This is a genomic window from Yersinia aldovae ATCC 35236, from assembly GCF_000173735.1.
Taxonomy (GTDB): domain Bacteria; phylum Pseudomonadota; class Gammaproteobacteria; order Enterobacterales; family Enterobacteriaceae; genus Yersinia; species Yersinia aldovae.
On sequence record NZ_ACCB01000020.1, the window covers coordinates 38,510 to 63,820 of the forward strand.

Sequence of the window (25,311 nt, forward strand, 5' to 3'; positions counted from 1 at the left end):
GATACAGCAGATGTTCGCACTTTTAAGGGTTACCAACGTATTGCTGCGCCGATGATCGACGGGATGCCCAGCGTGTCGCTATTTTCAATATTAGTTAGCCCAGCAGGATATATGTTGCTGCATAAAAAAGAGGCTTAGCAACGGTAAACCTCAGCAACATCACTCTAGCCTGTTTTCCTGACTGACTTGATTGAGGGCTTTCTTATTAGAATCTCATATTTTCTTAATGTACCCAAGGTTAAGTTAACCCAATGTACCGCCGCCTCACTCACGCCAAGCAGTAGCATACCGTGATAACTCAAACGAAATGCCCCTATCCCCTACACTTTTGCACCAGGGCATATTGGGCTGCTGAGTAAATAAACCCAGCGTTATACAATATATCCCCCCAAGCCATCCCCTTTAGCGATTAAGAATCTTACGGTTAACTCAGTACTTACCTGGAACACAGACCGTCACTCGTTCTCAAAGCATATCGATTAACAGAATATCTATAACGTAAGTTGATAAACTCTACACTGCTAACCTGTTGTTTATTGCCCACTATTTGCAATAAAGTAAATATCATATTTAACAAGACAAACACATAAATATAAAAAACAATGAATAAAAACAGAAGAATGTGAACCTAAAGAATGAATTTAATATTTTTAAAGTTAATTAAGCATACATTGAACATAAGGGCTAATAATGAAAAGTAATAAACAATACTACAACAAAAACAAATAACCGCTTGTTAAGAATAATTGCTAAATGCAAAAATAGTCACGAATAACCTTTAACGAAGATTAAGGGATCAAATAAAGACAAAACACGTAAATCTTAATAATCTTACAACTATCATTTCATAGCAAAGAATTTACATTAAGCACTAGCAAGGTCAAAACCTAAAACATCATGTGATATAAACAGGGTTTAATCATAGCAGAAAAATTTAAAACAATTTAAGAATAAACAGACACATTATACAAGACAGGTAGCCACCAATATGGAGATAAATGAGATTGTGTTTAAATTAGAAGGAACGGTGCTATTCTCTCCCGCACAACGTTGTTTAAATGGTCCTAACGGTTCAATTGCAATATTAACTGAAAATAATCTTAGATTTTTACAGTTGTTGCTTAATGGTGTGACGGAAAAAGAACAAATTATCAATCAGGTCTGGAAAGAGCAGCGCGGAGCCATCAGTGAAAGTAGCTATTATGGGCAATTGTATATGTTGCGTAAGGCCTTTGTGCAGGTAGGGCTGAAAGAGTCACTTATTCATACCATTCCACGCAAGGGTGTGCGCTATACCGGTTCAGTCACTCAAGTGACTATTAACCAACAACCTGAAATACAGCAGCACAGTAAAGAGCAAAAAACTATGGAACCAGATATGCATCAGGTTGGTGTAGCAACCGCCCCCTTCAATAGCACAGTTATACCGGTGTCAAAGCGGGTAGTTAGGCAAAGCTTTCTGCAAAGCTATCGCTGGAAGAAATTGATTTCTTTATTAGCATTTTTCTCATTCTGTTGGCTCTCATTCCTCTCAGCATTGATCATTATAATATTATTAAACGGTGATACCCCGTAGTCTTAATACTAAAATTAAGCTGAGAGTAATTTAAAAAGACTAAATGATAACGAAAAAAGGATTTCCTACCTGATAAACGGTTTAATAGCTACCACTACGAACGAGGCGATGAGTTAATAATTCAATTCGGAAAGTAGCAATATAAAGACTAAATATCTTAATAAAAATGGGAACAACTCCCAATAATCATTGAAAAGGAAACTCTATTATGATGAACAAGATGACTAAAGGTTATGTAACTGTACAACTTAAAACCCAAGAATTCCTGAAAGATAATCGAGGTTCAGTTATTGAATATGTAATGGTCATCGCGTTAGCAGGTATTCTTGTTGCGTCAGTTCAATCACCATTAAATGGCCTTGTAACTGAACTAGTAGCCGCGGCTAAAAAATCCGTAACTGGAGCGTAAACTTAAATAATAATTATGGCAACATTAAGTTGCCATAATTAAGATAGACTATCAGGATTTCAAATTGGACATCCTTAAAATACTACTAACCACATTGTTAGTATTTCAATTTCTTTTAATATGTTATACCGACATTCGCTATAGGGTTATCAGCAATGGAATTATTATTACGATTGCACTCAACAGCATCGGTCTGGGATTTGCAGTTAACAATACTGTTAACGTCATAATTCCACTATTTTCGTTACTGATCGGCTATATTATTTTTCATTTAAAACTTATTGGAGGCGGCGATGTAAAGTTAATCACCGTATTATTATTGGCACTAACTGCCACACAATCACTGGATTTCATTCTCTATACCGCAATTATGGGTGGCGCAGTGATGATAATAGGCCTGTTTGTTAACAAAAAAGATATTCAACAGAGAGGTGTCCCCTATGCTGTTGCGATCAGCTTGGGATTTTTGTTAGTAAAAATCACTTAAAAAAGTCACCATAAAAGTAATAGCATAAAGGTTATTTTAATGAATCGTAAGTTTCTCCTGTTATTTTCACTTTTGATTGTCGCAATAGGAGCTACCGGAATTCTGATAAATATCGGAGATGATAAAGATATTCCCAATGGTTTTGTCGATATGAAAAAAGAAAAGGAAGTCAGCATCGTGCTGGCACAATCAACCCATGATATTGCCTCTGGAACACTACTGACCCAAGATGACTATAGTTTAAAAACAATCATCGTACCTGAGTCAAGCACACTAATAAGAAGTGATATATCAAACAGCACCAATATTAATAATAATTTATTGAAAAGTAATCTTCTGGCTGGATCTTATATAACAAAAGATCTCCTGGTCTCACCCGATAGTGATGAGTTTCTTCGTCTAAATTTAAGTAAAGGTGATGTTATTTATAAATTTAATATTAAAAAGCATAATGAATACTTATTAGATACATTACAGGTCGGTGATGTACTTGCATTTCAATTGAGGCTGCTTGAAACAGATAAAAAGAGTGGAATGGACAATGGTATATCAATCAATACCAAGGACATAAACGATAGAAAAAACCAAATATACTCGTTAAATAAAATAATCCCCGCAATGAGAATTGTAAGAATAAAAAAGTATTTAGAAGATGAATTATCAGAAAAAAACAAAAAAAACCAAAAGACGGAAGAGTTATTAACTGGTTTTATCGAAGTCATAGTTAAAAGAGATGAACTTGACATCATACATATAACAGAAAAGTCCGGTGATACCTTTCTGACACCAAGTTCGAACGACGAAAAAAACAAAATTATAAATTTATATGATGTTATACCCAAACTACGTACAACAAGAGAGCTAAGAGGATGATAATACTCTGGACAGGATATACCAAATGGAATGTCCTATTCTTTTCACTTATAATTATAGTTATACAGGTTACAGTTAATCACTGCCATGCCAAACCTGTCTATTTATCCGCAGGTGAATCTTATATTCTAAAGACACCCGAAGAGATTGACACTGTTTTTGTCTCCGCCGCAGCCATTGCAGATTATGAACTGGTTGGTAAGAATAGTGTAATCGTTTACGCTAAACAGGAAGGGATAGCTGAATTTATTTTGTTCAATAGAAATAATCAACCGATGATAAAAACAGTGGTTCTGGTCAATAACATCATCAATCTTGTGTACCAAAGAATAAAAGTAGAATATCCTGATAGTAACATAGAAATCAATAAAATAGGTGACAGCTACATTCTAACCGGGCAAGCAGAATCAGAAGAGGCTAAAGATACTATTGCCAGTATGGTTGGGGAAGCAGTAAACAATAGAAGAGAGATAAAACATAAAGACCAATATCTTAACAATCATAACTATTTAGGCATCATTAATAAGATTAAATTACCTCGACCTAATCAAGTCAATGTAAAATTAACCATAGCAGAGGTTACCAAAGATTTTAGTGAAAATATCGGAATAGATTGGAGCAGCATAGGAGAGTCTGTTGGCTCCTTTCAGTTTTTAAAGTTTAATGCCTCAGGGATTAGTACACTAGTTCATGCAATTAATGATGACTCTATTGCCCGTATTTTAGCAGAACCTAATCTATCAGTCTTATCCGGTGAAAGTGCCTCATTCTTAGTCGGTGGTGAAATACCTTTATATAATACGACACAGAATAGTACTATTATTAAATATAAGCCATACGGTATCAAACTTAGCATTTCTGCCAAAGTCAATGAGCATAGTAAAATACGAATTAAAGTAGATGAAGAAGTCAGTAATATAGGTAAGAGATTTAATGTTGAAGGGGGAAATGCCTATCCAACACTGGAAACACGTAAAGCAGCGACTACATTAGAATTGGCTGATGGTGAGAGTTTTATTCTTGGTGGTTTGATCACTAAATCGGAAAGAGAGTCGCTTAAAAAAATCCCATTTATTGGTGACATTCCAATTCTGGGTGCATTTTTTCGTAATGCACAAACTGAGAACAAACAAACTGAGTTGGTAGTGGTAGCAACGGTCAGCCTGGTAAAACCGCTAGCTGGAACAGAAGTTGAATTACCTGACTTCATGAACACTTCAACGTTAGAGCGTTTGTTTAATTTCACCCGAATTATTGAAGTAAAAAGAAAGAAGGTTGCAAAAGAATTCTTGCGTAAAGGAGGTTTTATCAAATGAAGTTATTAACTCTCTGGTTAGTAAATCTATTTTTTATATCTACTTTTTGCCATGCCACACTCATTATCGAACCTAATAATAAAGATCGTGCCTACCTTTTAAAAACACAAGATGCAAACAGTAGTTTGACATATAAAGAAAAACCTCAGAAGAAAAAAGAAATACATTGCAGATATCAGCTCATTGATTATCGCACTGAGAGAAATAACGAAGTGGGGTGTGCTATAAATAAAAATGAAAGAAATTCAAAACAGTATAATTAAAACAAATAATATATTTACATGGTGATATATGCAATTAATTCTCAACAAAGATATAATAAACAAAAAAGATAATAAAACAAAAAATACCATTGCTATAATTTCCGACAGAAAATGGTTATCTAATGATACCTCGGAGAAAGTGCGTCTGGCCGATATTAATGATATCAAAGTAATTGAAGAAAATATCTTCACCATGTCAAAGATAAACTTATCTGATCAAATCATCGGAGCTATTATTGACATTGGAAGTAATGATGAAATCATAAGTACATTGAACGTAATAAAAAGTCATGTACCTCGGAATTGTTGGTGTATCCTAATCGGAGATATTGACTCAATTAGCATAGCTCAACAATTTATTCACCGCGGAATATTATACTTAAACATACAATCACAACTCTCTGAACTGACACAACACTTACTTAAAGGTATTAATATAGAGTCAGAGCGAAAAGCATTCTTCATCAGTATATTGGGCTGCAAAGGAGGTATTGGGACAACGTTGCTTAGCTATCATCTAGCCAGCACAGTAACTCAGATCAAACAATTACCCACACTGTTATTACAAGGTAATCAAGGTTCTCAGGATCTTGACCTTGTCACAGAAAAAAAAATGGTTACAGATATAACCGAATTACAAAAGAATTTTTTTATCATGTTCTGTAAAGAGAAAGAAATAAATAACATTGATGTAAATATAAATAATAAACATAACTTTATTGTATTTGATCAACCTATCCACAACACATCAAAAGAAAGACTCACTGACTATATTGAGTATTCTAATTGCATTATATTATTACTTGACAATAGTATGATGTCAGTACGTGTCGCCAAAAACTTCATTGACATATATGATCGTTTTAAGCGAGATAATAGACAAGCCACCAGGTTATTAGTTTGTCTAAATGAAAGCAGGCCGATAACAAGAGATATGCTGGATACTTCAGACATTCCCTCATTACTGGGGCGTAAGATAAATATACGCATCCCTTACATGCATAAAACAAAAGAATCATTAAGTGACCAAAATTATTTTGGCCGAAAGAAAACTATAATCATCGAGTTAGCCAAGCATACCTTAGGTATCAGTATTGATTTATCCCATAATAGGGGGTCATGGATTAGTAAAATCATAAAGACAAGAGGTAAAATATGAAAGTATCATTAGCTATACAGGAAAACATTCGAGAGAAAATGCTCGCCAATATTGATATAGATAAGGTTGAAGACTTAGTTGATGATTATGTAAAACTCATCAGTCTGTTGTCACAAACATATTACTCTTTATTCAATGATAACGAATATAAGTTAACTACTCAGGATCAGAAATATATTATTTCAATGATAGCTGATGAAATCACTGGTTTTGGCCCATTAAGAGAACTAATGGAAGATGATTCCATTAGTGACATTATGGTTAATGGCCCTGAAAAAATATTTGTTGAACGCTATGGGTTACTGACATTAACTAAACATCGTTTTATCAATAATAGTCAATTGACAGATATTGCCAAACGCCTAATGCAAAGAGTCAATCGCCGTATTGATGAAGGTAGGCCGCTAGCAGATGCACGTTTAATTGACGGTAGTCGAATCAATGTTGTAATTAGCCCCATAACTTTAGACGGCACAGTACTTTCTATCCGAAAGTTCAGTACTAACAAACGAAAACTAGAAGATCTGGTTGATATGGGAGCAATGAGTAGCGATATGGCTAATTTTTTAATCATTGCCGCCTGCTGCCGAGTCAACATTATTATTTCCGGTGGTACTGGGTCAGGAAAAACAACGCTATTAAATGCCTTATCAAAATATATCTCTGAAACCGAAAGAGTGATTACTCTGGAAGATGCCGCAGAATTAAATCTGGAGCAACCACATGTTGTTAGAATGGAGACACGATTAGCTGGATTGGAAAATACTGGGCAAATTACTATGCGTGATCTAGTGATAAACTCACTGCGAATGCGCCCCGATAGGATCATTATTGGTGAGTGCCGGGGTGAGGAAACATTTGAAATGTTACAGGCCATGAACACCGGCCATAATGGCTCAATGTCAACCCTACATGCTAATTCCCCCCGTGACGCAATTGCTCGACTTGAAAGTATGATTATGATGGGCCAAGTAAACATGCCTTTATTTACCATTCGCCGCAATATTGCATCTGCGATTAATCTGATTGTACAAGTTTCTCGTATGAGTGATGGCTCTCGTAAAGTACGCTATATCAGCGAAATTATGGGAATGGAAGGTGAGAATGTGGTACTACAAGACATATTTTCATTTGAACCATCAAAACAACGCGATGAGCAAGGGAAAATTCAGGGTGACTTTATTAATCACGGTTTATTTAATCGTTCCTCAGTCAGGGTAAACTCTGATATATACGGTTTATCAACTGAGTTAAATAGCATTTTTTCTGTGGTAAAATAATGATTTATTACATAATACTTTCATCCGGGCTACTACTACTTTTACTCATCAATATGAAATGGATAAAAATTAAAAAATCCATTAATACAACAAAAAAAAGACAGATTAACTACGATTTATTTCTTACATATACTACAAGAAAAATATTTAATGAATGGGTAAGTTATTTTATAACCATAAATAAAAACAAAAAATATATAGTTATATCTATAATTTATGCCATATGTGTTTATATAGCAAATAATATCTGGTTCAACATAAATATTATTGCCGTACTGACCTTCATTTTACTCAGCATCCTCGCTTACCAAATACGCTTTGCCAGAAAGAATCATCATACACTTTTTAAAAGAGACTTCCCTGAGGTGCTATTGATGATAAATATGGCGGCCAGCAGCGGTGCAAGCATTCATCAAATATTAGAACGTTGTGGAAAAGAAGTCAGTGGCCCGCTAGGCAATGAGCTAAACCTGATTTGTCGTCGCTTAAATGTTGGTGAATCTCCTGAAACTGTTTTTTATGATTCTTATCAAAGATTTAATTTTCCTGAGTTCTATTTTTTGATTACTATTATTTTACTTAACCTACAACAAGGAGGGCAACTAAGAGAACTCACCAGCCGTCTTTCTCAAGTGATAACGAAAAGCAAAACCTCCGAACAGAAAAAAGCCGTTATGACGGCTCAAACAAGAATGTCAGTAAATATCATATCTATTATGCCGTTTGCATTCTCTCTTTTGCTTTATTTTATGGACCCCACAGTTATGGAATCCATGTGGAACCATCCTATAGGTAGGAATATTTTTTACTATATTCTTGCAAGTGAAACTACTGGGATAATCTTAATAAGATCAATGCTAAGGAAAGCACTATGAGTATAATACTATTTATGGTAGTAGCTCTATTTGGCCTGAGCACTTTTCTTATAACCAATAAAAGATCAAATAAAACCATTATATACAAAAAAATAAATGATAAAGATGTATCACAAGATAGTCATGAGAGTAAAAAAATAAAGACAAAAAAAGAAAATAATTTATCTTGTTTTATAAAACTACCTTATATAATTCATAATATCATTTATCTCAGGATGCTATTATTTATGATACTCTTCACAATTTCATGCATATTAATAGCAACAGATGTTATAGCCACTAATTCTGTCACCTTACTTTACTTTTGTTTTATTATGCTAATAGTAGTTATATACTTCCCTCGAGTTATAATAAGAAATATTGTAAGTAAAAAAATAAGAACCTTACTGCAATCGCTACCTTTTTTTATTGACATTACAGCTGCATGTGTTCAATCAGGGATGACAATTGACAGTTCATTGAGTTATACAGCTAAAAAGTTCAAATTAATCAACGCTGATCTTAGTCTAATAATGTTAAAGATTACCAAGAGAGCGGAAATCAATGGCTTAGAAAATGCAATTAAGGAGTTTCAGCAATACTCTACGGAGACAGAGATAAAAATGTTCTGTAGTGCACTTCAATACAGTATTATTTTCGGTTCTACCGTTTATGATCAGCTGATTAAGTTATCTCAAGATATGAGAGAAATGCAGTTGTTAGTTACAGAGGAAAAAAATAGTAAATTGTCTTCAAAGCTTACTTTGCCCTTATTCGTTTTTATTCTTATCCCTTTTGTTGCGTTGGTTATATCACCTAGTGTTTTGGAGTTACTTAAGTATGTACAAACAATTTAATGCAAATATTACTGTTTTAATTTTTATTTTCGTTATCAGCGGTTGTTCTTGGAATAGTAGAATTGGTAACAAGGATTTTTATTATCGTGAAAGTATTTTACTAAAGGCGAATAATCATGCAGGTTTAATTACCTTATATCGGGATAAATTGAAGCAAAAAGAAGATGATGCCGTTAGGCTAAAACTGGCTAACGCCTACTATCTTACGGGTGACACTAAATCATCTTTGTATTATTTGCAGCCAATCGCGCACAAAGACGATGAATCAATCTATATATTGCAGGCAAAAAACTTGATTAATAAAGATGACAATATAGGTGCGGCAGCAGTTATTAATAAGTTATTGGCTATCTCACCAAATAATGCTGAAGCATATAATTTGATCGGTATTGTATTCGCTAATAATGGTGAAATTAGTAATTCTGAAACAGCTTTTGAAAAGTCACGAGCCTTGTTTATACCCGATGAAATAGCAATGAATAATCTCGCTGTTGCTGCAATGTTTGATGATCGCTATAGCGATGCTATAAGAATACTATTGCCAGACTATCTGGCGGGAAAACGAAATCCTTTAATGTTGCATAATCTGGTTTTTTCGCTAATTCAATTAGGTGATAAACAGTATGCTAAAAAGATTATTATTGCGGAAAAAATGGCAAAAGATCCAGATGAGTTAATATTAGCACTAAGTCAGGTAGATAATCTTAGTCAGCAGAAACTACCAACAAGGGAAAATAATGAGTAGAGTGAAATTATATTTTATTCGTTCAAATAGAGGGGCTATTCACATTGAGTTTTCAATTGTAATCATTTTATTCTTATTTACCTTACTATCTTGCGCGGAAATAGCACGTTTGCTATATATCTCTGCCAGTCTGGATCTGGCCGTTTCGGAAGCTGCCAAGTCGGCTAAAAATAAAGAGAAAGATGATAACACAACTTATCAAGAGGCATTCCAGGAAAAGTTAATATCTCAACAAGGGGTGTTTGGTTCATTTATAACAAACAATAACTCTGCCGTCATCGATATTAATTTTAGTAACAGTATCACAGGAATAATCAACTCCAATTCAAATACATCCGTTAATAGAGTAAATACAATATACAACAATGAAATATTGGCTCGCTATACAGTGAATTATACTTACCAACCTGTATTTCTTCCTTTTAATTCTATTTTCACTGATACTTTACTGCGGCGTGAGGTGATCTTTGTACAGGAAAATAATTATAATAATTTTATAAAGAACAATAACGGTCAGATTATTATCGAGTTTATACTTGTTGTTTCAATTATTGCACTACTTATTAAATTATTGATTTCAATAACACAATACCAGTCAACTGTCGGTAAATTAGATCGTATTTCATATTCAATTGCTGGAATCGTACGGGAACGAGAGAGATTATATGATAACAGCACTCTATTAACACAAAATAACGTTAATGAGTTAGCAAGTTTAGCGAACCACATGCTATCCGGTTCAGGTGTATCTGCTAGAGATCTGGCGATAACTATAGAAACATTACATTTTAACCCAGTAAGTTCTGCTGCATCTGGGGATAAAACTATCGATAATGCTCATAGCTTGGAACTTAGCGTCGGAACCTGTCACCCAGCCAGATCATTACGTGAAATGGCCAATTTATCGCCCTACAGTAATCGTGGCCGCTGGATGCCGCTATATCAGGTGACATTATGCTTACCTGCACCTGAGTGGTATCGCCTGGGAGGAACAATTCCCACGATGACATCATCTGCTATAACTATCGAACGATCATCAGTCAGGAATACTGATTAGATAATCCATGATTAAAGGGAATTTATGTTCAAGAATAAGGCTGTTCGTTTTAAACAATATTCAGTGGGAATATTTATAAAAGATGAAATAGGTGCCATTTTATGGCCATTTATTATATTTCTACCACTTTTTATTGGGCTATTATACTTATCTTTTGAGATTTCACATTATTTGCAAAAAGCAGCTAAGCTTTCAGATGCTATTGAGCAAGCAACATTAGCACTAACAATAGAGAATAACACTAATAATCCAGATGAGACTCAAACTGAGAAGAATATTTCATTGGTAAATGCTTATGCTAGAGCTTACCTTCCATCTGAAAGCTTCTCTGCTCCGGTGATTGATATCATTTCTCACCCCAATTATATAGAATATCGGGCAGCAACCACCCTGAATTATACACCTAAATTCTTGACCAAAGAACTTATTACTAATATTGATAGAAGAATTATCGTGTCAGATAATGGTGTAGCCATAAAGAATAAATTCACATCGCCTGGAGAAATAACTGATGTGGTTTTTGTCGTGGATTACTCCGTCTCAATGGATGGTAATTTTGGTGATGAAAAAAAAACAACTAAAATACAAGAATTAAGAAGAATATTTGAAGATTTAAATAATACTATATTGAAAAATAATAATACTCACACTATTGGATTTGTTCCTTTTTCATGGGGAACGAAGAAGATAATCGGGAAAGGTATACATAGAAAAATATATTGTCACTTTCCTTTTGTTCCTAAAACACCCATGCCACCTAGCTATTATCTGGGAGATTTAAAAAGTTATAACCCAGCGAAAGAATTGACCGACGCGGTAAAAAACAATATTGATTATGATGAAACCATTAAGTCTATAACTGCAAATTATAACTTTATTAACATACCTATAGATGACATTAAACCTAGTTCTTTTTGTTTAAAAGGTTCTGATGCCTACACTTTAAGATCTGATGATATAACAAATGATAATATTCAAGAAAATATAGAACATGAGGTCAATGGGTTGACATTAATAAGTTCAGGAATATTAGTTGCGAATGACATATTTAGAAAAGACAGTAAGAATAAAGATAAACTAATGATTATTATCTCTGATGGTAATGATCAGGAAATTTCTTCAGACCTTACTCAAGAGAAAATAACCAAAACACTTATAGAAAAAGGCATGTGTGAAAGAATAAAGGAAAATAATATCAGAATGGTATTTATTGGCATTGCGTATACCGTTAAAGAGATTAAGTGGGAAGACTGCGTCGGTAAGAGGAATTATTATGAGGCGCAAAATGCCCATGAACTGGAAGCTGACCTACGGCAAGCATTAGGGACAATAGAAGCCAGTGAGGTGGGCCGCAATATCCCTAAGAATTAATGTCAGGCGCGGTTGTCACAACCGCACCTGTTGCAGACTATTTTGCACCGCCCGCTTCCATTCCGACTAATCCAACCTTGAGATAACCCGATTTACGCAGTGCATCCATCACACTCATCAGTGTCTCATAATCCACCACTTTATCTGCCTGGAAGAAGATGGTGGTTTCTTTATTAGAGTGAGTCGCCTTGTCCAGCATAGCAGCCAGTGAGTCGCGATCCACCGACTGGTCACCGACGAACAACTGGTTATCAGCTTTAACTGTCAGAAATACCGGTTTCTCTGGCCGTGGTTGTGGCACCGCAGAGGATGCAGGTAAATCGACTTTAATATCTACCGTTGCTAATGGTGCCGCCACCATAAAGATAATCAACAGCACCAGCATCACATCGATAAAGGGGGTTACATTAATTTCGTGCAATTCACCGCTTTCATCGAGGTTGTCATTCATCCGCATGGCCATAAATTACCCCGCACGCAATTGGTGAGGATGTTTTGATGATGACTTTGCTTCTGCACTGCTGCACAAATCCAGATCACGGCTCAACAGCAGTAACACCTGAGCCGCAACATCCCCTACTTGAGCGCGGTAGCTGCCAATCAAGCGGGCAAAAATGTTGTAGATAACGACCGCTGGGATTGCCGCAACCAAACCTAATGCGGTTGCCAGCAGAGCTTCAGCGATACCCGGAGCGACGACAGCCAAATTGGTCGTTTGTGAATGAGCAATACCGATAAAGCTGTTCATAATGCCCCAAACCGTACCGAACAAGCCGACAAATGGTGAGATGGCACCGATCGTAGCCAAGAAACCATTGCCTTTGCCCATTTGTCGGCCAATTGCCGCCACGCGGCGTTCTAAACGAAACGCGGTACGTTCTTTAATACCATTATTGTCGTCAGACTCTGCCGATAGCAGACGCTCATTTTGTGCTTCACGCAGTAGCAATCCGCTGATGCTATCTGCGGTAAACGCCTCAGCACGTTCTGAAGCAGTATCAAGATCGGTAACCGCACCAATCACTTCGTGTTCTTGCTGCAAACGGCGGCGCGCGCGGAACAATTCAGTGCCTTTTGAGAACAGAATGGTCCAGGTCACGATGGATGCTAACACCAAACCAATCATTACCCCTTTAACCACAACGTCTGCGTGCTGATACATACCCCAGACAGATAAGTCCATCGCCAACCCTTGTGGCACAGATTGAATCATCGGTGCCGGGCTTGCCGGTGCGATTGCCTCGGCTGATGTAATCTCTGGTGCAGGTAATGGTGTTGAAGTTGCCGCTGTTGGTGCGGCAACTGTGGTAGCAATGCTGTTGCTATTACCCGGTGCGGCCTGTACCTGACCGATTAAACCGGCCACCAGTAACAGTGCCATCGCACCTTTTATCATCCGATTCTGTGCGAATGATTTATCTTTAATTTCTTTGCCAGCTATTTTCACGCTGTGCCTCCACCCTAATGTATATTGCAATTTAAAGACCAAATCAGTTGCTGATCATATCAAACAAATGGCGGATTGATAGTAATTATCATTAGTATTTGGGCTGATTTTTTAAGCAAATTGACTAATTATTCCTGATGAAACAATTGTGTAACCTAATGGAATAGATAATAACTTCCGCCGTGTAACAGAAGTCATATGAAATATGAGGATAAGAAGTCATTGATTGAGCTGAATAACTCATTTTTTATTCCTTAATATATTCCTCGTTTCACGGCTTAAACAGAATTTCTCCAACGCTAACCGGTGGAAAACAGCGGGTCACCCTCTTTAGTTTTTTTCATGATGAAAGCAGCCCCCACACAACAACCATCATGCTAACGTAAGGAATATATCCCAAAATGCATCTGGCTAATGAACGATAGGCCAGGCTTATAAAAAGGTGACAACGCTATATGTCTGCAAACAAAAAAAGCACAGAAAAGCTGGAAACTACATTAGTGACTGCGGGTAGACGTAAGAAATTCACCCAAGGCTCGGTGAATAGCGTGATCCAACGGGCATCATCGATCGTTTTCGTCTCACTTGAAGCGAAAAAACAGGCCACCATCAATCGCGGAAAAGGTGAACTGTTTTATGGCCGCAGAGGCACGCTGACCCACTTCTCCTTACAAGAAGCAATGACTGAGCTGGAAGGCGGAGCGGGTTGTGTGCTCTATCCTTGTGGAGCCGCCGCGATCAGCAATGCGATTTTATCGTTTGTCTCCGCAGGCGACCATGTGCTGATGACCGGTTCAGCTTATGAGCCAGCACAGAGTTTCTGCGACAAAATTTTATCGCGTCTAAATGTCACTACCACCTATTTTGATCCGATGATTGGGGCTGAGATAGCCTCCCTCATCACGCCGGCAACTCGCGTGGTATTTCTTGAATCTCCCGGCTCCATCACGATGGAAATACAAGATATTCCCGCAATAGTGAACGCTATCCGTGGGGTTGCGCCGGAAGTGATTATCATGATGGACAATACCTGGGCGGCAGGTGTGCTGTTTAAAGCGCTGGATTTTGATATCGATATATCTATCCAATCAGGAACGAAATATATTATTGGCCATTCCGATGCCATGCTGGGGATAGCGGTTGCCAATGCCCGCTGTTGGGAGCAACTGCGGGAAGACTCTTATCTGATGGGGCAAATGGTTGATGCGGATACCGCCTATCTTGCCAGCCGCGGCTTGCGTACTTTAGGCGTCCGGCTGAAACAGCATGAGAAAAGCAGTCTCGAGATTGCCCAGTGGCTCGCTCAACGCCCTGAAGTCGCGGCGGTTTACCACCCGGCATTGCCCGATTGCAAAGGTCATGAGTTCTATAAACGGGACTTCAATGGTTGTAATGGTTTATTTTCGTTCGAGTTAAAAGAAACATTGAGCCAGCAGCAGCTCGAGGCTTATCTTGATAACTTCACTCACTTCAGTATGGCCTTCTCATGGGGCGGTTTTGAATCATTGATTTTAGGCTATCAACCCAAAGACATCCGAGCTATACGCAAATATGACCGTGCTGACATCAAAGGAACATTAATTCGCCTACATATTGGTCTGGAGAATGTGCAAGACTTGCAGAGTGATTTAGCTGCTGGATTTGAACGTATCCAAAGCGCCAAAAACTAAGCAGCAAATACCTTGAATGCGCGGCAACACTCCCCGCGCATTTATTACTGCTTACATAAAAACATCAACCGCACGTATATAGCCCCGCAAAAATTTGGTTAATGAGGATAAGATCAATGTGGATTGGCGCCATTGCAGATACACTAGCAGCAGTTCCGACCAACGATATCCTCACACGATAGGCACACAGGAAGAGAAATGGATGTATTACGCGAAATCCTTCATGCCCTTTGGCAGCAGGATTTTAGTAAACTGGCAGACCCCAATGTGATTTGGGTCATTTACGGCATACTTTTTACCACGTTATTTTTAGAAAATGGCCTGCTCCCCGCCTCTTTTCTTCCCGGCGATAGCTTGCTGTTATTAGCCGGAGCATTGATAGCCAAAGGTGTGATGAGCTTTTTGCCGACGATAATCATTCTAACCGCGGCAGCCAGCCTGGGCTGTTGGTTAAGTTACCTGCAAGGGTTGTGGTTAGGGGATACCAAAGTGGTCAAAAAGTGGCTGTTGCAGCTCCCTCTTCAGTATCGGCAACGCGCCCATACCCTCTTTGTGCGCCACGGGTTAGCGGCTCTGATCATTGGCCGTTTTCTGGCATTTGTACGCACCTTACTGCCGACGCTTGCCGGTATCTCCGGTCTGAATAGTGCGCGGTTTCAATTCTTTAACTGGCTCAGTGGGCTGTTATGGGTCGGTAGCGTCGTTGGGTTAGGCTTCGCCCTCAGCCATATTCCACTCGTTAAACACTATGAAAATCAGGTAATGACAGTATTGATGATTTTGCCTCTCGTGTTACTGTTGGCAGGCTTGATCGGCACACTGATTTTAGTGTGGTGCAAACGTAAAAGCGTGACAGAGTAGGCGGTCTTTCCGATCCCGATACTTACCGTTATTCAAGCAAAAACGGCGTTCAATACGCCGTTTCGTTGCTGAAATTAAACGGTATCACCAATCAGTTGGTTCTCAACTTGGCAACTTCCTCACTCGGTGTATGGCCGAAATAACGTTTAAATTCTCGGCTAAACTGTGATGCACTCTCATATCCTACTTTAATAGCAGCCGTACTGGCTTTTAGCCCATCATGTAACATCATCATCCGTGCACGATGCAGCCGATAAGACTTAAGATATTGCAACGGTGAGGTATTGGTTACGGCTTTGAAATTATGGTGGAATGCAGAAATACTCATATTGACATCAGCGGCTAACTGCTCAACAGTCAAGTTATCTGCAAAATGGTTTTCGATTCGCCGTAACGTTTTGGTGATTTGATTAAAGTGCCCGTGGCGGTTAACCAGCGCCTGCAATGCCCCGCCGCATTGGCCACATAACACGTAGTAGATAATCTCTCTTACAATTTGTGGCCCGAGCACTTTTGCATCGCGCGGTTTGGACATCACATCCAGCAACCGTTCAGTGGCACACAGCATCTCGTTGGTGAGGGCAGCAGAGTTCACACCTGATGAATTGCCCAAAGGTTTACCCACTTCATCATCACCAATATCTATTAGTAAATCCTGTAGCATTTGGCTGTCTATATGAATGGATACTCCTGCCAGTGGAATCTCAGGGCTGGCAAAAGTTTCACATTCAAATGGCAGCGGCACCGTCAGGATAAGATAATTTTTCGGGTCATACTGAAACACTTTACTGCCCAGATAACCCACCTTATGTCCCTGAAATATAATCACCACACTCGGGGTATACATTACCGGAGTACGCGGTTGATGCACCGTGGAATAAAAAACTTTTACCCGCGGTACAGCTGAAGGCGTTACGCTATTGCCTTTAGCCAATCGGGTAATCTTCGCGGCCATCTGCGCCTGAATATCATTAGCCTCAACCATTATGCCCCCAATTTCCCCTGCCAGCCTGAAATCTGGCTTATCATATATTTTGCAGAATAATCTGACATAGATTGTGCCTTATTTATCGAGTTTCCTACAGTATTTTGGATAAATAGGCAAGATCAAGGCAGGAATGTGCCTATTGACGACAGAGAGATTGAGTTTTAGTCGATACCTGTCTGCCTGTACGGCTCATAATAAATACCAATTATAAATCAATAAGATAGATCAAATAAAGAACATTAATAATCGCTTTATGATATTAATAATATTAATATATAATTATTATCTATCAAATGATTTTTCTGGATCGGTTTTACATATACGTAAGCACTTATCGTAACGTTTCGTGAATTTATGAACATGCCCTAGTCCATAGGCATGGTATTACGCTCATCGAGAATTTTAGGATTGGAGGCCGCCAGAAAAAATACGTTATATTTATTTGATAAGGAAGCAATGAAGTGAAGTATTCCAGAACGTTATTAAGCTTAATGATTACAGGAGCGCTATCTATTACATCATTCAGCGCCAATGCGGTAGGCCAGAATTGTGCGGGGGAAACAATACCAGCGTTAAGCGGTATTGTACTGACATGTTCCACCGACTTGGGTATTAATCCTAACCAAGGGATAGATCTATCAGCTGAAGTCAGTGCTGCGCTATCTGATGGCAAGTCTCTATTCTTGCCAGCCGGTAGCTATCTTATTGGTAGCGATATCGTATTGAATGAAAAAATAGTTTGGTGGGTTCTGAGTCTGGCGTAACGATACTTCGCGGTGTAAAACCGGATGGATCAATATCTATTGGTAATAAAACCTACGGAATTCCTGTCAATCAATTAACAATAAAAAATATTATTTTTGATAATGCAACAGTTAATTTTTATGGTAATAAAAAAATATATTAATCACAAATAATGCCTTTATTAATACAGTATCTGAAAAAGAGCAACTGACTGTATCACATCATCCTTTTACTATTCATGGTAATGTCTTCCTGCGGGATAAAAACCATCCAGGGCTAGGTATTAGCACCTACAGGAATACTAAAACAAAAGTTGAGAACAATGTCATTGGTGATATTTCTGACGAAAATATGCTTTTGACCATGAATTATTATGATATTGGCACCTTTAATATAATTAATAAAATTAAAAGGTCAGCCCAAGAAAATAATTTATCCGTTTCAGATAAGCAAGGATACTTTGTCGCCGGTTGGTATGCGACTGATGGGTTAAAAAATTCTATTTTCCGTAATAATATCGTTTCGGGTAATACTCTGGATTGCTTAGATATTAATGGCGAAACTGATAAAGCTAAATGTTCTAAAAACATGACTAGAGACCATGCCATCTATATAAAACAATATAATAATGTTGAAATTGTCAATAATTACTTCAGCGGTTGGCCACTTGATGCAGCCGGAAATTTGAAATTCCGTAATGCATCGCATCTTTATTTTGTTGGTAATTATCTCAACAAAACCGAATTCAATGCCAGACCCTATGATGGAAACGAGACATTAAATATGGATAATACATTCATATTTAACAATACATTGCAAGATACCATGATCGGTTATTGGCAGAATTTTACAGATACCGATGACAAGTACATTAATGCTAATAACTTTGTGGTCTTCAATAATTTATTTCTCGCTGATGACCAGTCAGCTAAACGTATCAGTAGCACCTTGCGTAGTACACACGGTGAATTTTTAGAAGCAAATAATCGCTATGCTGATCAAACGCCGGTGGTGACTCAAGAGTTTCAGTCAGTGGATATTGCCACCGCCAAAGAACGTTTGCCGGTTGAGAAAATAGCTTTATTAGCACTAAAACCGATTCCGTTGTGGAAAAAGTAGGCAATGTCAGTGGCCCAGATCTGCAAGATAACCAACTGGCGCGGTTAGATATTGAAGTTGAAGGTTATCCATCTCAATTCGTGGTTTATGCACCCGATAGAAGAGATAATTACCCCACCCATCATTGGGCGGCAAAATTGACCGCCTTGTTTAATGAAAAAATAAAAGGGGCCTGTGCTGGAGTGCTTACCAGCAACGTGACGACTGATAATAGCTGTAAGTTTATGGCCCAAAAGGGATCGAGCTATTTAAACGATATTTATACCACTGAAGGCGGGCCTGCAACTTACACCACCAAAATTATCGATAAATATCTTGAAGTTGGCTATATTTCTGGTTCAAAAATCCAACTTGGTCAGACAGTTAGATTAGCGGTCACATTCGAAGATGGAACGCATAAAGAAGTCACTTATACGCCAGATAATGAGTATCGCACTGCCGGTCATCGCTGGACAACTGAGTTGGCACGTAAAATAAATACCAATATACCTGGCTTATGTGCCGGTAAGTATACGGAATCTAAAGCACAGGATAATGGCATATCTGAATGCGGATACGTGGTTCCCTCCGGCTCATCATATTTAAACAAGATTTATACTGTTAATGGGCAAGCTGCGAAAGTAGATATCAGTATTAGTAATTAATTGTTAGCGATAGAAAGCAAAAGATATCAACTTTAGTGACAATCCGTTAAACGGGCAGGAAAATAACTTCCTGCCCGTTTTTATTCTCGCGTACATCCCCCCGTAACCCAATTACCAACTTCTATTATCTGAAGTAAACTATCATCTAAATCAATCTGGCATAAATTATGTCTGATTTATCAAGTTTCCTACAAAGATTTAGAGGAATAGGCAAGAGCAAGGCAGGAATGTGCATTGAGGTATCACGCCAAGTTGCCGACAATGGCAACCAATGATACGGCTACAATTAACTGTAGCGTCGAAAGGTAATATTCATTGTTCTTATTTTTTATTTCACCATCAATGTTCATCACTCATAAGCTGGAAGACAAATCATGCAAAACTTTACCCTACATACCCCAACTAAAGTGCTGTTCGGTACTGGTCAAATAGCGCAACTGAGTAAAGAAATTCCCGCAAATGCTCGCATTTTAATTACCTATGGCGGCGGCAGCATCAAACAAAATGGCGTGCTGGATCAAGTCCATCAGGCATTAAAAGGTTTTGATTTCCTCGAATTTGGCGGCATCGAACCGAATCCAACCTATGAAACGCTAATGAAAGCCGTTGAGGTTTGCCGCACAGAAAAAATTAACTTCCTGCTGGCCGTCGGTGGTGGCTCCGTGCTGGATGGCACCAAGTTCATTGCAGCCGCCGTTAGTTATCCACAAGATCCGTGGCATATTCTGGAAACGACCGGTCGTGATATTAAGCAAGCGCTACCAATGGGTTCGGTGCTAACCCTACCCGCGACCGGCTCCGAAGCGAACAATGGCGCGGTAATCAGCCGCCGGAGCACCGGTGACAAGCAACACTTCTTCTCACCACATGTACAACCGCTATTTGCCGTGCTGGACCCCGTTGTCACTTATACTTTGCCATCGCGCCAGGTAACCAATGGTGTCGTTGATGCTTTCATTCATACCATTGAGCAATATTTGACTTATCCGGTTGATGCGAAAGTGCAAGATCGCTTTGCTGAAGGGTTGCTATTAACGCTGATTGAAGAAGGCCCGAAGGCATTAGCCGAACCAGAAAACTATAATGTTCGCGCCAATATTATGTGGAGCGCTACGATGGCTTTAAACGGCCTGATTGGTGCCGGAGTGCCACAAGACTGGGCAACCCATATGCTGGGGCACGAACTCACAGCATGTCATGGCCTTGACCACGCGCAAACACTGGCGGTCGTGCTACCCGCGCTGCTGGCCGCGAAGAAAGAGCAGAAACGCGCCAAATTACTGCAATACGCAGATCGTGTATGGGGCTTACGTGACGGTAGTGAAGAGCAGCGTATTGAGGCAGCGATTGAAGCCACTCGCAAATTCTTCGAAGACATGGGGATTGCTACTCGCTTGTCAGCCTACGGACTCGATGGTAGCTCAATTCCGCATCTGATTAAAAAGCTGGAAGAACACGGCATGACGCAACTGGGTGAACACAGAGACATCACTTTAGCCGATAGCAAACGTATTTACGAAGCTGCGGTCTAATCATAAGACTGAATGAATTTATGCATTTCAGGATGGAAGGCATTACCGAACAGAATGCCTTCCATTCAATATTCATTTACTCTTTTCGCCTACTACAAAAGAGGCGCTATCGTCATTTAGTGCTAGGCTTTAGCCTGTCGCCACGCATTGCGCTGTTCATATCTCAGTGGCAGATCGGCTGCGGATCTGTGCACATATTTATACTTCTCACACACATAATTAATCGCTAGTAAGATCATAAATAGAATGATCACGACTAAACTTACATTACCGGTAAACAGGGCATATATCGCCCAATCTGTAAGCTAAGGAGATAGACATGGCAACACAACCCATTATCAAATTGCACGATGGAAACCTGATGCCACAACTCGGCCTTGGCGTTTGGCAGGCGAGTATTGAAGAAACGCAATTTGCGGTTAGTAACGCTCTTGAAGTTGGTTATCGGTCAGTTGATACCGCAGCTATTTATAAAAATGAGGAAGGTGTCGGTAAAGCGCTGAAAACAGCAGGCATCGTCCGTGAAAAGCTGTTTATCACCACCAAACTGTGGAATGACGATCAGCACTTACCTAAGCAAGCTCTGGAAACCAGCCTGGAAAAGCTGCAACTCGATTATGTCGATCTCTATTTGATCCATTGGCCGGACCCAAAACAGGATCGCTATGTCAGCGCATGGCGTGAGCTGCTCGTATTGAAAGAACAGGGCTTGGCTCGCAGTGTTGGCGTCTGTAACTTCCAAATCCCACATCTACAACGCCTGATTGATGAGACTGGTATCGCTCCGTCGGTGAATCAGATTGAGCTGCACCCATTACTGCAACAGCGCCAACTCCATTCCTGGAATGCCACACATCATATTGCGACAGAATCCTGGAGCCCGCTGGCTCAGGGAGGAGAAGGGGTATTTGACCAAACGATCATCCATCAATTGGCACACAAATATAATAAGTCACCGGCTCAGATTGTCATTCGCTGGCATCTGGATAATGGGTTGATTGTTATCCCCAAATCCGTGACTCCAGCACGTATTAGAGAAAACTTTGACGTGTTTGATTTTAAACTGCACAAAGATGAACTGACGACGATAGCTAAATTGGATAGCGGCAAGCGGCTGGGGCCAGACCCGGATGCTTTCGGATCTGATGCCTAATATCAGGTAGGTAACAGCAATTTAAGCTATTAACATCCATTTAATGATGTTTTGCTTTCCCCTTTGCTCCGGCTGTCGCGCTATTTAGCGGGGATTTTTTCGCCCCGGCTTTGTTTGCCGACGGTTTAGCCGCAGGTGTGCCACTGGCAACCAGTGGCTTTCTGCCTGTTGACGCAGTATTGGTTTTGCCACCCGGCTGACGCTGGCGAGTTATTGAGGTGTGCTTGGTCAACGCTGGCGTATGATAGCGCAGCGCACGGCGAGCTTCACGTTGCTCTTCCAGCGTCGGTGCTGGAACCAAACATTCACGGCGGCTGCCAATCAGATTTTGCAGCCCCATCTCCTCCAACGCACTGCGGATCATCGGCCAGTTAGCCGGATCGTGGTAGCGCAATAACGCCTTATGTAACCGCCGTTGGCGATCCCCCTTCGGCACCACAACGTCTTCACTTTTATAATCCACTTTCCCCAGCGGATTCTTACCGGTGTAATACATGGTGGTAGAGTTAGCCAGTGGCGACGGATAGAAGTTCTGCACCTGATCCAAACGGAAGCGGTTTTTCTTCAGCCAAAGCGCCAGGTTAACCATGTCTTTATCTTCCGTCCCTGGATGGGCAGAGATGAAATAAGGGATCAAATACTGCTCTTTTCCGGCTTGTTTGGAATAGGTGTCAAACAGCTCTTTAAAGCGCTGATAGCTGCCCATCCCCGGCTTCATCATTTTGGAAAGCGGCCCTTCCTCTGTGTGCTCTGGGGCAATTTTCAAGTAGCCGCCGACATGATGACTCGCCAACTCTTTGATATAACGTGGATCTTCAACGGCCAAGTCGTAACGCACTCCAGATGCAATCAGGATCTTTTTAATTCCTTTCAGATCACGCGCTCGTCGATACAGGGAAATGGTCGGTTGATGGTTGGTGTCCATATGCTGGCAGATTTCAGGATAAACGCACGATGCACGGCGACAGGTTTGCTCGGCCCGAGGTGACTGGCAGCGCAACATATACATGTTTGCCGTAGGGCCACCCAGATCCGAGATAATACCGGTAAAACCAGGAACTTTGTCGCGAATTTCTTCGATTTCACGAATAATGGAGTCTTCTGAACGGCTCTGAATGATACGCCCCTCATGCTCAGTAATAGAGCAAAATGAACAGCCACCATAGCAGCCACGCATAATATTGATTGAGAAGCGAATCATATCGTAAGCGGGTATCGGCGACTTACCATAGGACGGATGCGGCACACGCTGATAAGGTAGCGCAAAGACGCTATCCATCTCTTCGGTACTCAGCGGAATAGCAGGTGGATTGATCCAGATGTAGCGATCTCCATGTTTTTGCATCAAAGCCCGCGCACAGCCGGGGTTAGTTTCATGATGCAAAATCCGCGAAGTGTGAGCATATAACACTTTGTCTGCTTTCACTTTTTCGTAGGAAGGCAGTAAAACGTAAGTTTTCTCCCACGGCTTGGGTTTAGCCGCACGCACCGTAATCGGCTTAGCATCCGGTTCAGGAATGCTGTCAGTCGCGCACGGCAGATCGTCACCATAAGGATTAGGGATCGCTTCAATACGGCCCGGCTTGTCCAGACGCGTTGAATCGACACCACTCCAGCCCGGTAATGCGGTTTTACGCATCACAACGGTATTACGAACATCCTGAATATCAGCAATTTTCTCACCCGCAGCCAGACGGTGTGCGACTTCAACCAAAGGGCGCTCGCCATTGCCATACACCAGCATATCGGCTTTTGCATCCACAATAACCGAGCGGCGCACGGTATCCGACCAATAATCATAATGAGCAATGCGACGCAAGCTGGCCTCAATCCCCCCCAGCAGTACCGGCACATGGCTATAGGCTTCTTTGCAGCGCTGGCTATACACCAATGTGGCCCGATCTGGCCGCTTACCACTTTGGTTATCCGGTGTGTAAGCATCATCGTGGCGCAATTTTCGATCCGCGGTATAACGGTTAATCATCGAATCCATATTGCCCGCAGTAACCCCGAAGAACAGATTTGGCTCGCCAAGGCGCATGAAATCGTTTTTATTGGTCCAATCTGGCTGGGCAATAATCCCGACGCGAAATCCCTGAGCCTCCAACATTCGGCCAACGATAGCCATACCAAAGCTGGGGTGATCCACATAAGCATCGCCGGTAATCACAATAATGTCACAGCTATCCCAGCCCAAAATGTCCATTTCTGCTCGAGACATCGGTAAAAATGGCGCAGTGCCATAGCATTCAGCCCAATAAGGCTGATAAGAAAATAGGTCACGCTCTGGCTGGATCAAGCTGGTACTCATGGCAACACTCTTTGAATTGGGGAAGGTTGAGGTGGTTCGGGTTAAGAAATCATCACCGGGCGGCGATTATACGCATTTATCCATGAAAAGAGGAAGGATATAGACAGCTTTTAGTTTTTTACTGTATTAGAAAAATAACGCTTTGATGAGTCAGTCGATAATTGAACCTGTTACGCTCCCAAAAGGAACACAATTTATGTGGCCCTTTTGGGAATAGAAACAATTACTTAATATTGATTACTGCTGTCATTTTACAGGTTGCCATTACGGTTGCTCCGCGAGGCGTTGTCACTTGAACTTGATCACCAGACTTCTTGCCTGCGCAAGGTTTGATCAAGTGCTCTTCAAAACTCTTTTTTGCCTGTTCCGTTTGCTGATCTGCTGCTTGAGCAAAAGAAGAGACAACCGCAGTAGCAAAAATTACAGAAACCAAGATTTTCTTAAACATGAGTAGCTCCATTAATTCTGATTAATTGCGCATAGATATCGCATACATCGCCAACGGAGCATACATTCGATATTTATTATTAGTTGTAAGAAAATAACAGTTACTGTGACTATATTATATATAAATCAATAATTTAGGATAATTCTT

General features: G+C 40.0%; 24 protein-coding genes and 2 pseudogenes. 21 read left to right on the plus strand and 5 right to left on the minus strand.

All coding sequences use genetic code 11. The annotated features are described in order from the left end of the window. The first annotated feature begins 988 nt into the window (after positions 1-988). The 14 genes and pseudogenes from YALDO0001_RS10915 (at position 989) to YALDO0001_RS10980 (ending at position 12,247) form a co-directional block, all read left to right on the plus strand. Positions 989-1,576: a winged helix-turn-helix domain-containing protein gene (locus tag YALDO0001_RS10915; RefSeq protein ID WP_004703055.1), complete on the plus strand. Its 588-nt coding sequence runs from the start codon at positions 989-991 to the stop codon at positions 1,574-1,576. Between the two features lie 208 nt (positions 1,577-1,784). Then, positions 1,785-1,985, plus strand: a complete 201-nt coding sequence (locus YALDO0001_RS10920) for a hypothetical protein (RefSeq protein WP_042546965.1) — start codon at positions 1,785-1,787, stop codon at positions 1,983-1,985. A gap of 64 nt (positions 1,986-2,049) precedes the next feature. After that, positions 2,050-2,472 (plus strand): A24 family peptidase, encoded by a 423-nt coding sequence (locus YALDO0001_RS10925; RefSeq protein WP_042546966.1) that lies wholly within the window; start codon positions 2,050-2,052, stop codon positions 2,470-2,472. A 39-nt stretch (positions 2,473-2,511) separates the two neighbouring features. Beyond that, positions 2,512-3,345 carry a hypothetical protein gene (locus YALDO0001_RS10930; protein ID WP_004703058.1) on the plus strand — a complete coding sequence of 278 codons (834 nt, stop codon included), beginning with the start codon at positions 2,512-2,514 and terminating at the stop codon, positions 3,343-3,345. Beyond that, on the plus strand, positions 3,342-4,661 hold the full coding sequence (locus tag YALDO0001_RS10935) for a type II and III secretion system protein family protein (RefSeq protein WP_042839815.1): 1,320 nt from the start codon (positions 3,342-3,344) through the stop codon (positions 4,659-4,661). Before YALDO0001_RS10930 ends, YALDO0001_RS10935 begins: the two co-directional genes overlap by 4 nt. Then, a complete protein-coding gene (locus YALDO0001_RS10940) occupies positions 4,658-4,924 on the plus strand; it encodes a hypothetical protein (protein ID WP_042839817.1) in 267 nt (88 codons plus the stop codon). The genes YALDO0001_RS10935 and YALDO0001_RS10940 overlap by 4 nt, the downstream gene beginning before the upstream one ends. 28 nt (positions 4,925-4,952) lie before the next feature. After that, positions 4,953-6,083 carry a CpaE/TadZ family protein gene (locus YALDO0001_RS10945; protein WP_004703062.1) on the plus strand — a complete coding sequence of 377 codons (1,131 nt, stop codon included), beginning with the start codon at positions 4,953-4,955 and terminating at the stop codon, positions 6,081-6,083. Continuing rightward, positions 6,080-7,363, plus strand: a complete 1,284-nt coding sequence (locus tag YALDO0001_RS10950; protein WP_042839819.1) for a TadA family conjugal transfer-associated ATPase — start codon at positions 6,080-6,082, stop codon at positions 7,361-7,363. Before YALDO0001_RS10945 ends, YALDO0001_RS10950 begins: the two co-directional genes overlap by 4 nt. Further along, entirely contained in the window at positions 7,363-8,238 is an 876-nt protein-coding gene (locus YALDO0001_RS10955; RefSeq protein ID WP_042839820.1) for a type II secretion system F family protein, read from the plus strand. The genes YALDO0001_RS10950 and YALDO0001_RS10955 overlap by 1 nt, the downstream gene beginning before the upstream one ends. Next, positions 8,235-9,074 (plus strand): type II secretion system F family protein, encoded by an 840-nt coding sequence (locus YALDO0001_RS10960; protein WP_042839821.1) that lies wholly within the window; start codon positions 8,235-8,237, stop codon positions 9,072-9,074. The genes YALDO0001_RS10955 and YALDO0001_RS10960 overlap by 4 nt, the downstream gene beginning before the upstream one ends. Beyond that, positions 9,058-9,819 (plus strand): tetratricopeptide repeat protein, encoded by a 762-nt coding sequence (locus tag YALDO0001_RS10965; protein ID WP_042839823.1) that lies wholly within the window; start codon positions 9,058-9,060, stop codon positions 9,817-9,819. The genes YALDO0001_RS10960 and YALDO0001_RS10965 overlap by 17 nt, the downstream gene beginning before the upstream one ends. Beyond that, a pseudogene (locus tag YALDO0001_RS22530) lies at positions 9,812-10,300 on the plus strand (TadE/TadG family type IV pilus assembly protein); the annotation flags it as partial. The gene YALDO0001_RS10965 and the pseudogene YALDO0001_RS22530, both read left to right, overlap by 8 nt. A 21-nt stretch (positions 10,301-10,321) precedes the next feature. After that, positions 10,322-10,876, plus strand: a pseudogene (gene tadF / locus YALDO0001_RS22535) (tight adherence pilus pseudopilin TadF); the annotation flags it as partial. Between the two features lie 24 nt (positions 10,877-10,900). Then, complete coding sequence (locus YALDO0001_RS10980) at positions 10,901-12,247, plus strand: TadE/TadG family type IV pilus assembly protein (protein ID WP_004703072.1); 1,347 nt, start codon at positions 10,901-10,903, stop codon at positions 12,245-12,247. A 37-nt stretch (positions 12,248-12,284) separates the two neighbouring features. On the opposite strand, the gene exbD is transcribed toward YALDO0001_RS10980, so the two are convergent. Together exbD and exbB are read right to left on the minus strand one after the other, a co-directional pair. After that, on the minus strand, positions 12,285-12,710 hold the full coding sequence (gene exbD, locus YALDO0001_RS10985; protein WP_004703077.1) for a TonB system transport protein ExbD: 426 nt from the start codon (positions 12,708-12,710) through the stop codon (positions 12,285-12,287). Positions 12,711-12,713: 3 nt separating this feature from the next. After that, positions 12,714-13,694, minus strand: coding sequence for a tol-pal system-associated acyl-CoA thioesterase (exbB, locus tag YALDO0001_RS10990; protein ID WP_004703086.1), 981 nt, complete (start codon positions 13,692-13,694; stop codon positions 12,714-12,716). 455 nt (positions 13,695-14,149) lie between these two features. On the opposite strand from exbB, the gene metC reads away from it, so the two are divergent. Together metC and YALDO0001_RS11000 are read left to right on the plus strand one after the other, a co-directional pair. Continuing rightward, positions 14,150-15,364, plus strand: coding sequence for a cystathionine beta-lyase (gene metC / locus YALDO0001_RS10995; RefSeq protein ID WP_004703088.1), 1,215 nt, complete (start codon positions 14,150-14,152; stop codon positions 15,362-15,364). Positions 15,365-15,562: 198 nt separating this feature from the next. After that, positions 15,563-16,225, plus strand: a complete 663-nt coding sequence (locus YALDO0001_RS11000; protein WP_004703090.1) for a DedA family protein — start codon at positions 15,563-15,565, stop codon at positions 16,223-16,225. 91 nt (positions 16,226-16,316) lie between these two features. Here the strand turns inward: YALDO0001_RS11000 and YALDO0001_RS11005 are convergent, their stop codons facing one another. Continuing rightward, on the minus strand, positions 16,317-17,210 hold the full coding sequence (locus tag YALDO0001_RS11005; protein ID WP_004703092.1) for an AraC family transcriptional regulator: 894 nt from the start codon (positions 17,208-17,210) through the stop codon (positions 16,317-16,319). 464 nt (positions 17,211-17,674) lie between these two features. On the opposite strand from YALDO0001_RS11005, the gene YALDO0001_RS21935 reads away from it, so the two are divergent. The 5 genes from YALDO0001_RS21935 (at position 17,675) to dkgA (ending at position 22,405) form a co-directional block, all read left to right on the plus strand. Further along, complete coding sequence (locus YALDO0001_RS21935) at positions 17,675-17,977, plus strand: hypothetical protein (RefSeq protein WP_042839824.1); 303 nt, start codon at positions 17,675-17,677, stop codon at positions 17,975-17,977. Positions 17,978-18,320: 343 nt separating this feature from the next. Further along, positions 18,321-19,076: a hypothetical protein gene (locus tag YALDO0001_RS21940; protein WP_004703095.1), complete on the plus strand. Its 756-nt coding sequence runs from the start codon at positions 18,321-18,323 to the stop codon at positions 19,074-19,076. Further along, positions 19,064-19,720: a hypothetical protein gene (locus YALDO0001_RS21945; protein ID WP_042839828.1), complete on the plus strand. Its 657-nt coding sequence runs from the start codon at positions 19,064-19,066 to the stop codon at positions 19,718-19,720. Before YALDO0001_RS21940 ends, YALDO0001_RS21945 begins: the two co-directional genes overlap by 13 nt. 374 nt (positions 19,721-20,094) lie before the next feature. Next, the gene (gene yqhD, locus YALDO0001_RS11025) at positions 20,095-21,252 is read left to right on the plus strand and encodes an alcohol dehydrogenase (protein WP_004703098.1); all 1,158 of its coding nucleotides are present in this window, start codon (positions 20,095-20,097) and stop codon (positions 21,250-21,252) included. A 319-nt stretch (positions 21,253-21,571) separates the two neighbouring features. Further along, a complete protein-coding gene (gene dkgA, locus YALDO0001_RS11030; RefSeq protein WP_004703102.1) occupies positions 21,572-22,405 on the plus strand; it encodes a 2,5-didehydrogluconate reductase DkgA in 834 nt (277 codons plus the stop codon). Between the two features lie 40 nt (positions 22,406-22,445). Here dkgA and YALDO0001_RS11035 read toward each other — a convergent pair whose 3' ends face one another. Next, on the minus strand, positions 22,446-24,716 hold the full coding sequence (locus tag YALDO0001_RS11035) for a YgiQ family radical SAM protein (RefSeq protein WP_004703105.1): 2,271 nt from the start codon (positions 24,714-24,716) through the stop codon (positions 22,446-22,448). A gap of 223 nt (positions 24,717-24,939) precedes the next feature. Further along, on the minus strand, positions 24,940-25,164 hold the full coding sequence (locus tag YALDO0001_RS11040; RefSeq protein ID WP_004703107.1) for a hypothetical protein: 225 nt from the start codon (positions 25,162-25,164) through the stop codon (positions 24,940-24,942). Positions 25,165-25,311 lie beyond the last annotated feature (147 nt).

Coding starts and splice junctions, on each gene's coding strand:
- YALDO0001_RS10915 (WP_004703055.1), top strand. CDS start 989: ATGGAGATAAATGAGATTGTGTTTAAATTAGAAGGAACGGTGCTATTC.
- YALDO0001_RS10920 (WP_042546965.1), top strand. CDS start 1,785: ATGATGAACAAGATGACTAAAGGTTATGTAACTGTACAACTTAAAACC.
- YALDO0001_RS10930 (WP_004703058.1), top strand. CDS start 2,512: ATGAATCGTAAGTTTCTCCTGTTATTTTCACTTTTGATTGTCGCAATA.
- YALDO0001_RS10935 (WP_042839815.1), top strand. CDS start 3,342: ATGATAATACTCTGGACAGGATATACCAAATGGAATGTCCTATTCTTT.
- YALDO0001_RS10940 (WP_042839817.1), top strand. CDS start 4,658: ATGAAGTTATTAACTCTCTGGTTAGTAAATCTATTTTTTATATCTACT.
- YALDO0001_RS10945 (WP_004703062.1), top strand. CDS start 4,953: ATGCAATTAATTCTCAACAAAGATATAATAAACAAAAAAGATAATAAA.
- YALDO0001_RS10950 (WP_042839819.1), top strand. CDS start 6,080: ATGAAAGTATCATTAGCTATACAGGAAAACATTCGAGAGAAAATGCTC.
- YALDO0001_RS10955 (WP_042839820.1), top strand. CDS start 7,363: ATGATTTATTACATAATACTTTCATCCGGGCTACTACTACTTTTACTC.
- YALDO0001_RS10960 (WP_042839821.1), top strand. CDS start 8,235: ATGAGTATAATACTATTTATGGTAGTAGCTCTATTTGGCCTGAGCACT.
- YALDO0001_RS10965 (WP_042839823.1), top strand. CDS start 9,058: ATGTACAAACAATTTAATGCAAATATTACTGTTTTAATTTTTATTTTC.
- YALDO0001_RS10980 (WP_004703072.1), top strand. CDS start 10,901: ATGTTCAAGAATAAGGCTGTTCGTTTTAAACAATATTCAGTGGGAATA.
- exbD (WP_004703077.1), bottom strand. CDS start 12,710: ATGGCCATGCGGATGAATGACAACCTCGATGAAAGCGGTGAATTGCAC.
- metC (WP_004703088.1), top strand. CDS start 14,150: ATGTCTGCAAACAAAAAAAGCACAGAAAAGCTGGAAACTACATTAGTG.
- YALDO0001_RS11000 (WP_004703090.1), top strand. CDS start 15,563: ATGGATGTATTACGCGAAATCCTTCATGCCCTTTGGCAGCAGGATTTT.
- YALDO0001_RS11005 (WP_004703092.1), bottom strand. CDS start 17,210: ATGGTTGAGGCTAATGATATTCAGGCGCAGATGGCCGCGAAGATTACC.
- YALDO0001_RS21940 (WP_004703095.1), top strand. CDS start 18,321: ATGAATTATTATGATATTGGCACCTTTAATATAATTAATAAAATTAAA.
- yqhD (WP_004703098.1), top strand. CDS start 20,095: ATGCAAAACTTTACCCTACATACCCCAACTAAAGTGCTGTTCGGTACT.
- dkgA (WP_004703102.1), top strand. CDS start 21,572: ATGGCAACACAACCCATTATCAAATTGCACGATGGAAACCTGATGCCA.
- YALDO0001_RS11035 (WP_004703105.1), bottom strand. CDS start 24,716: ATGAGTACCAGCTTGATCCAGCCAGAGCGTGACCTATTTTCTTATCAG.
- YALDO0001_RS11040 (WP_004703107.1), bottom strand. CDS start 25,164: ATGTTTAAGAAAATCTTGGTTTCTGTAATTTTTGCTACTGCGGTTGTC.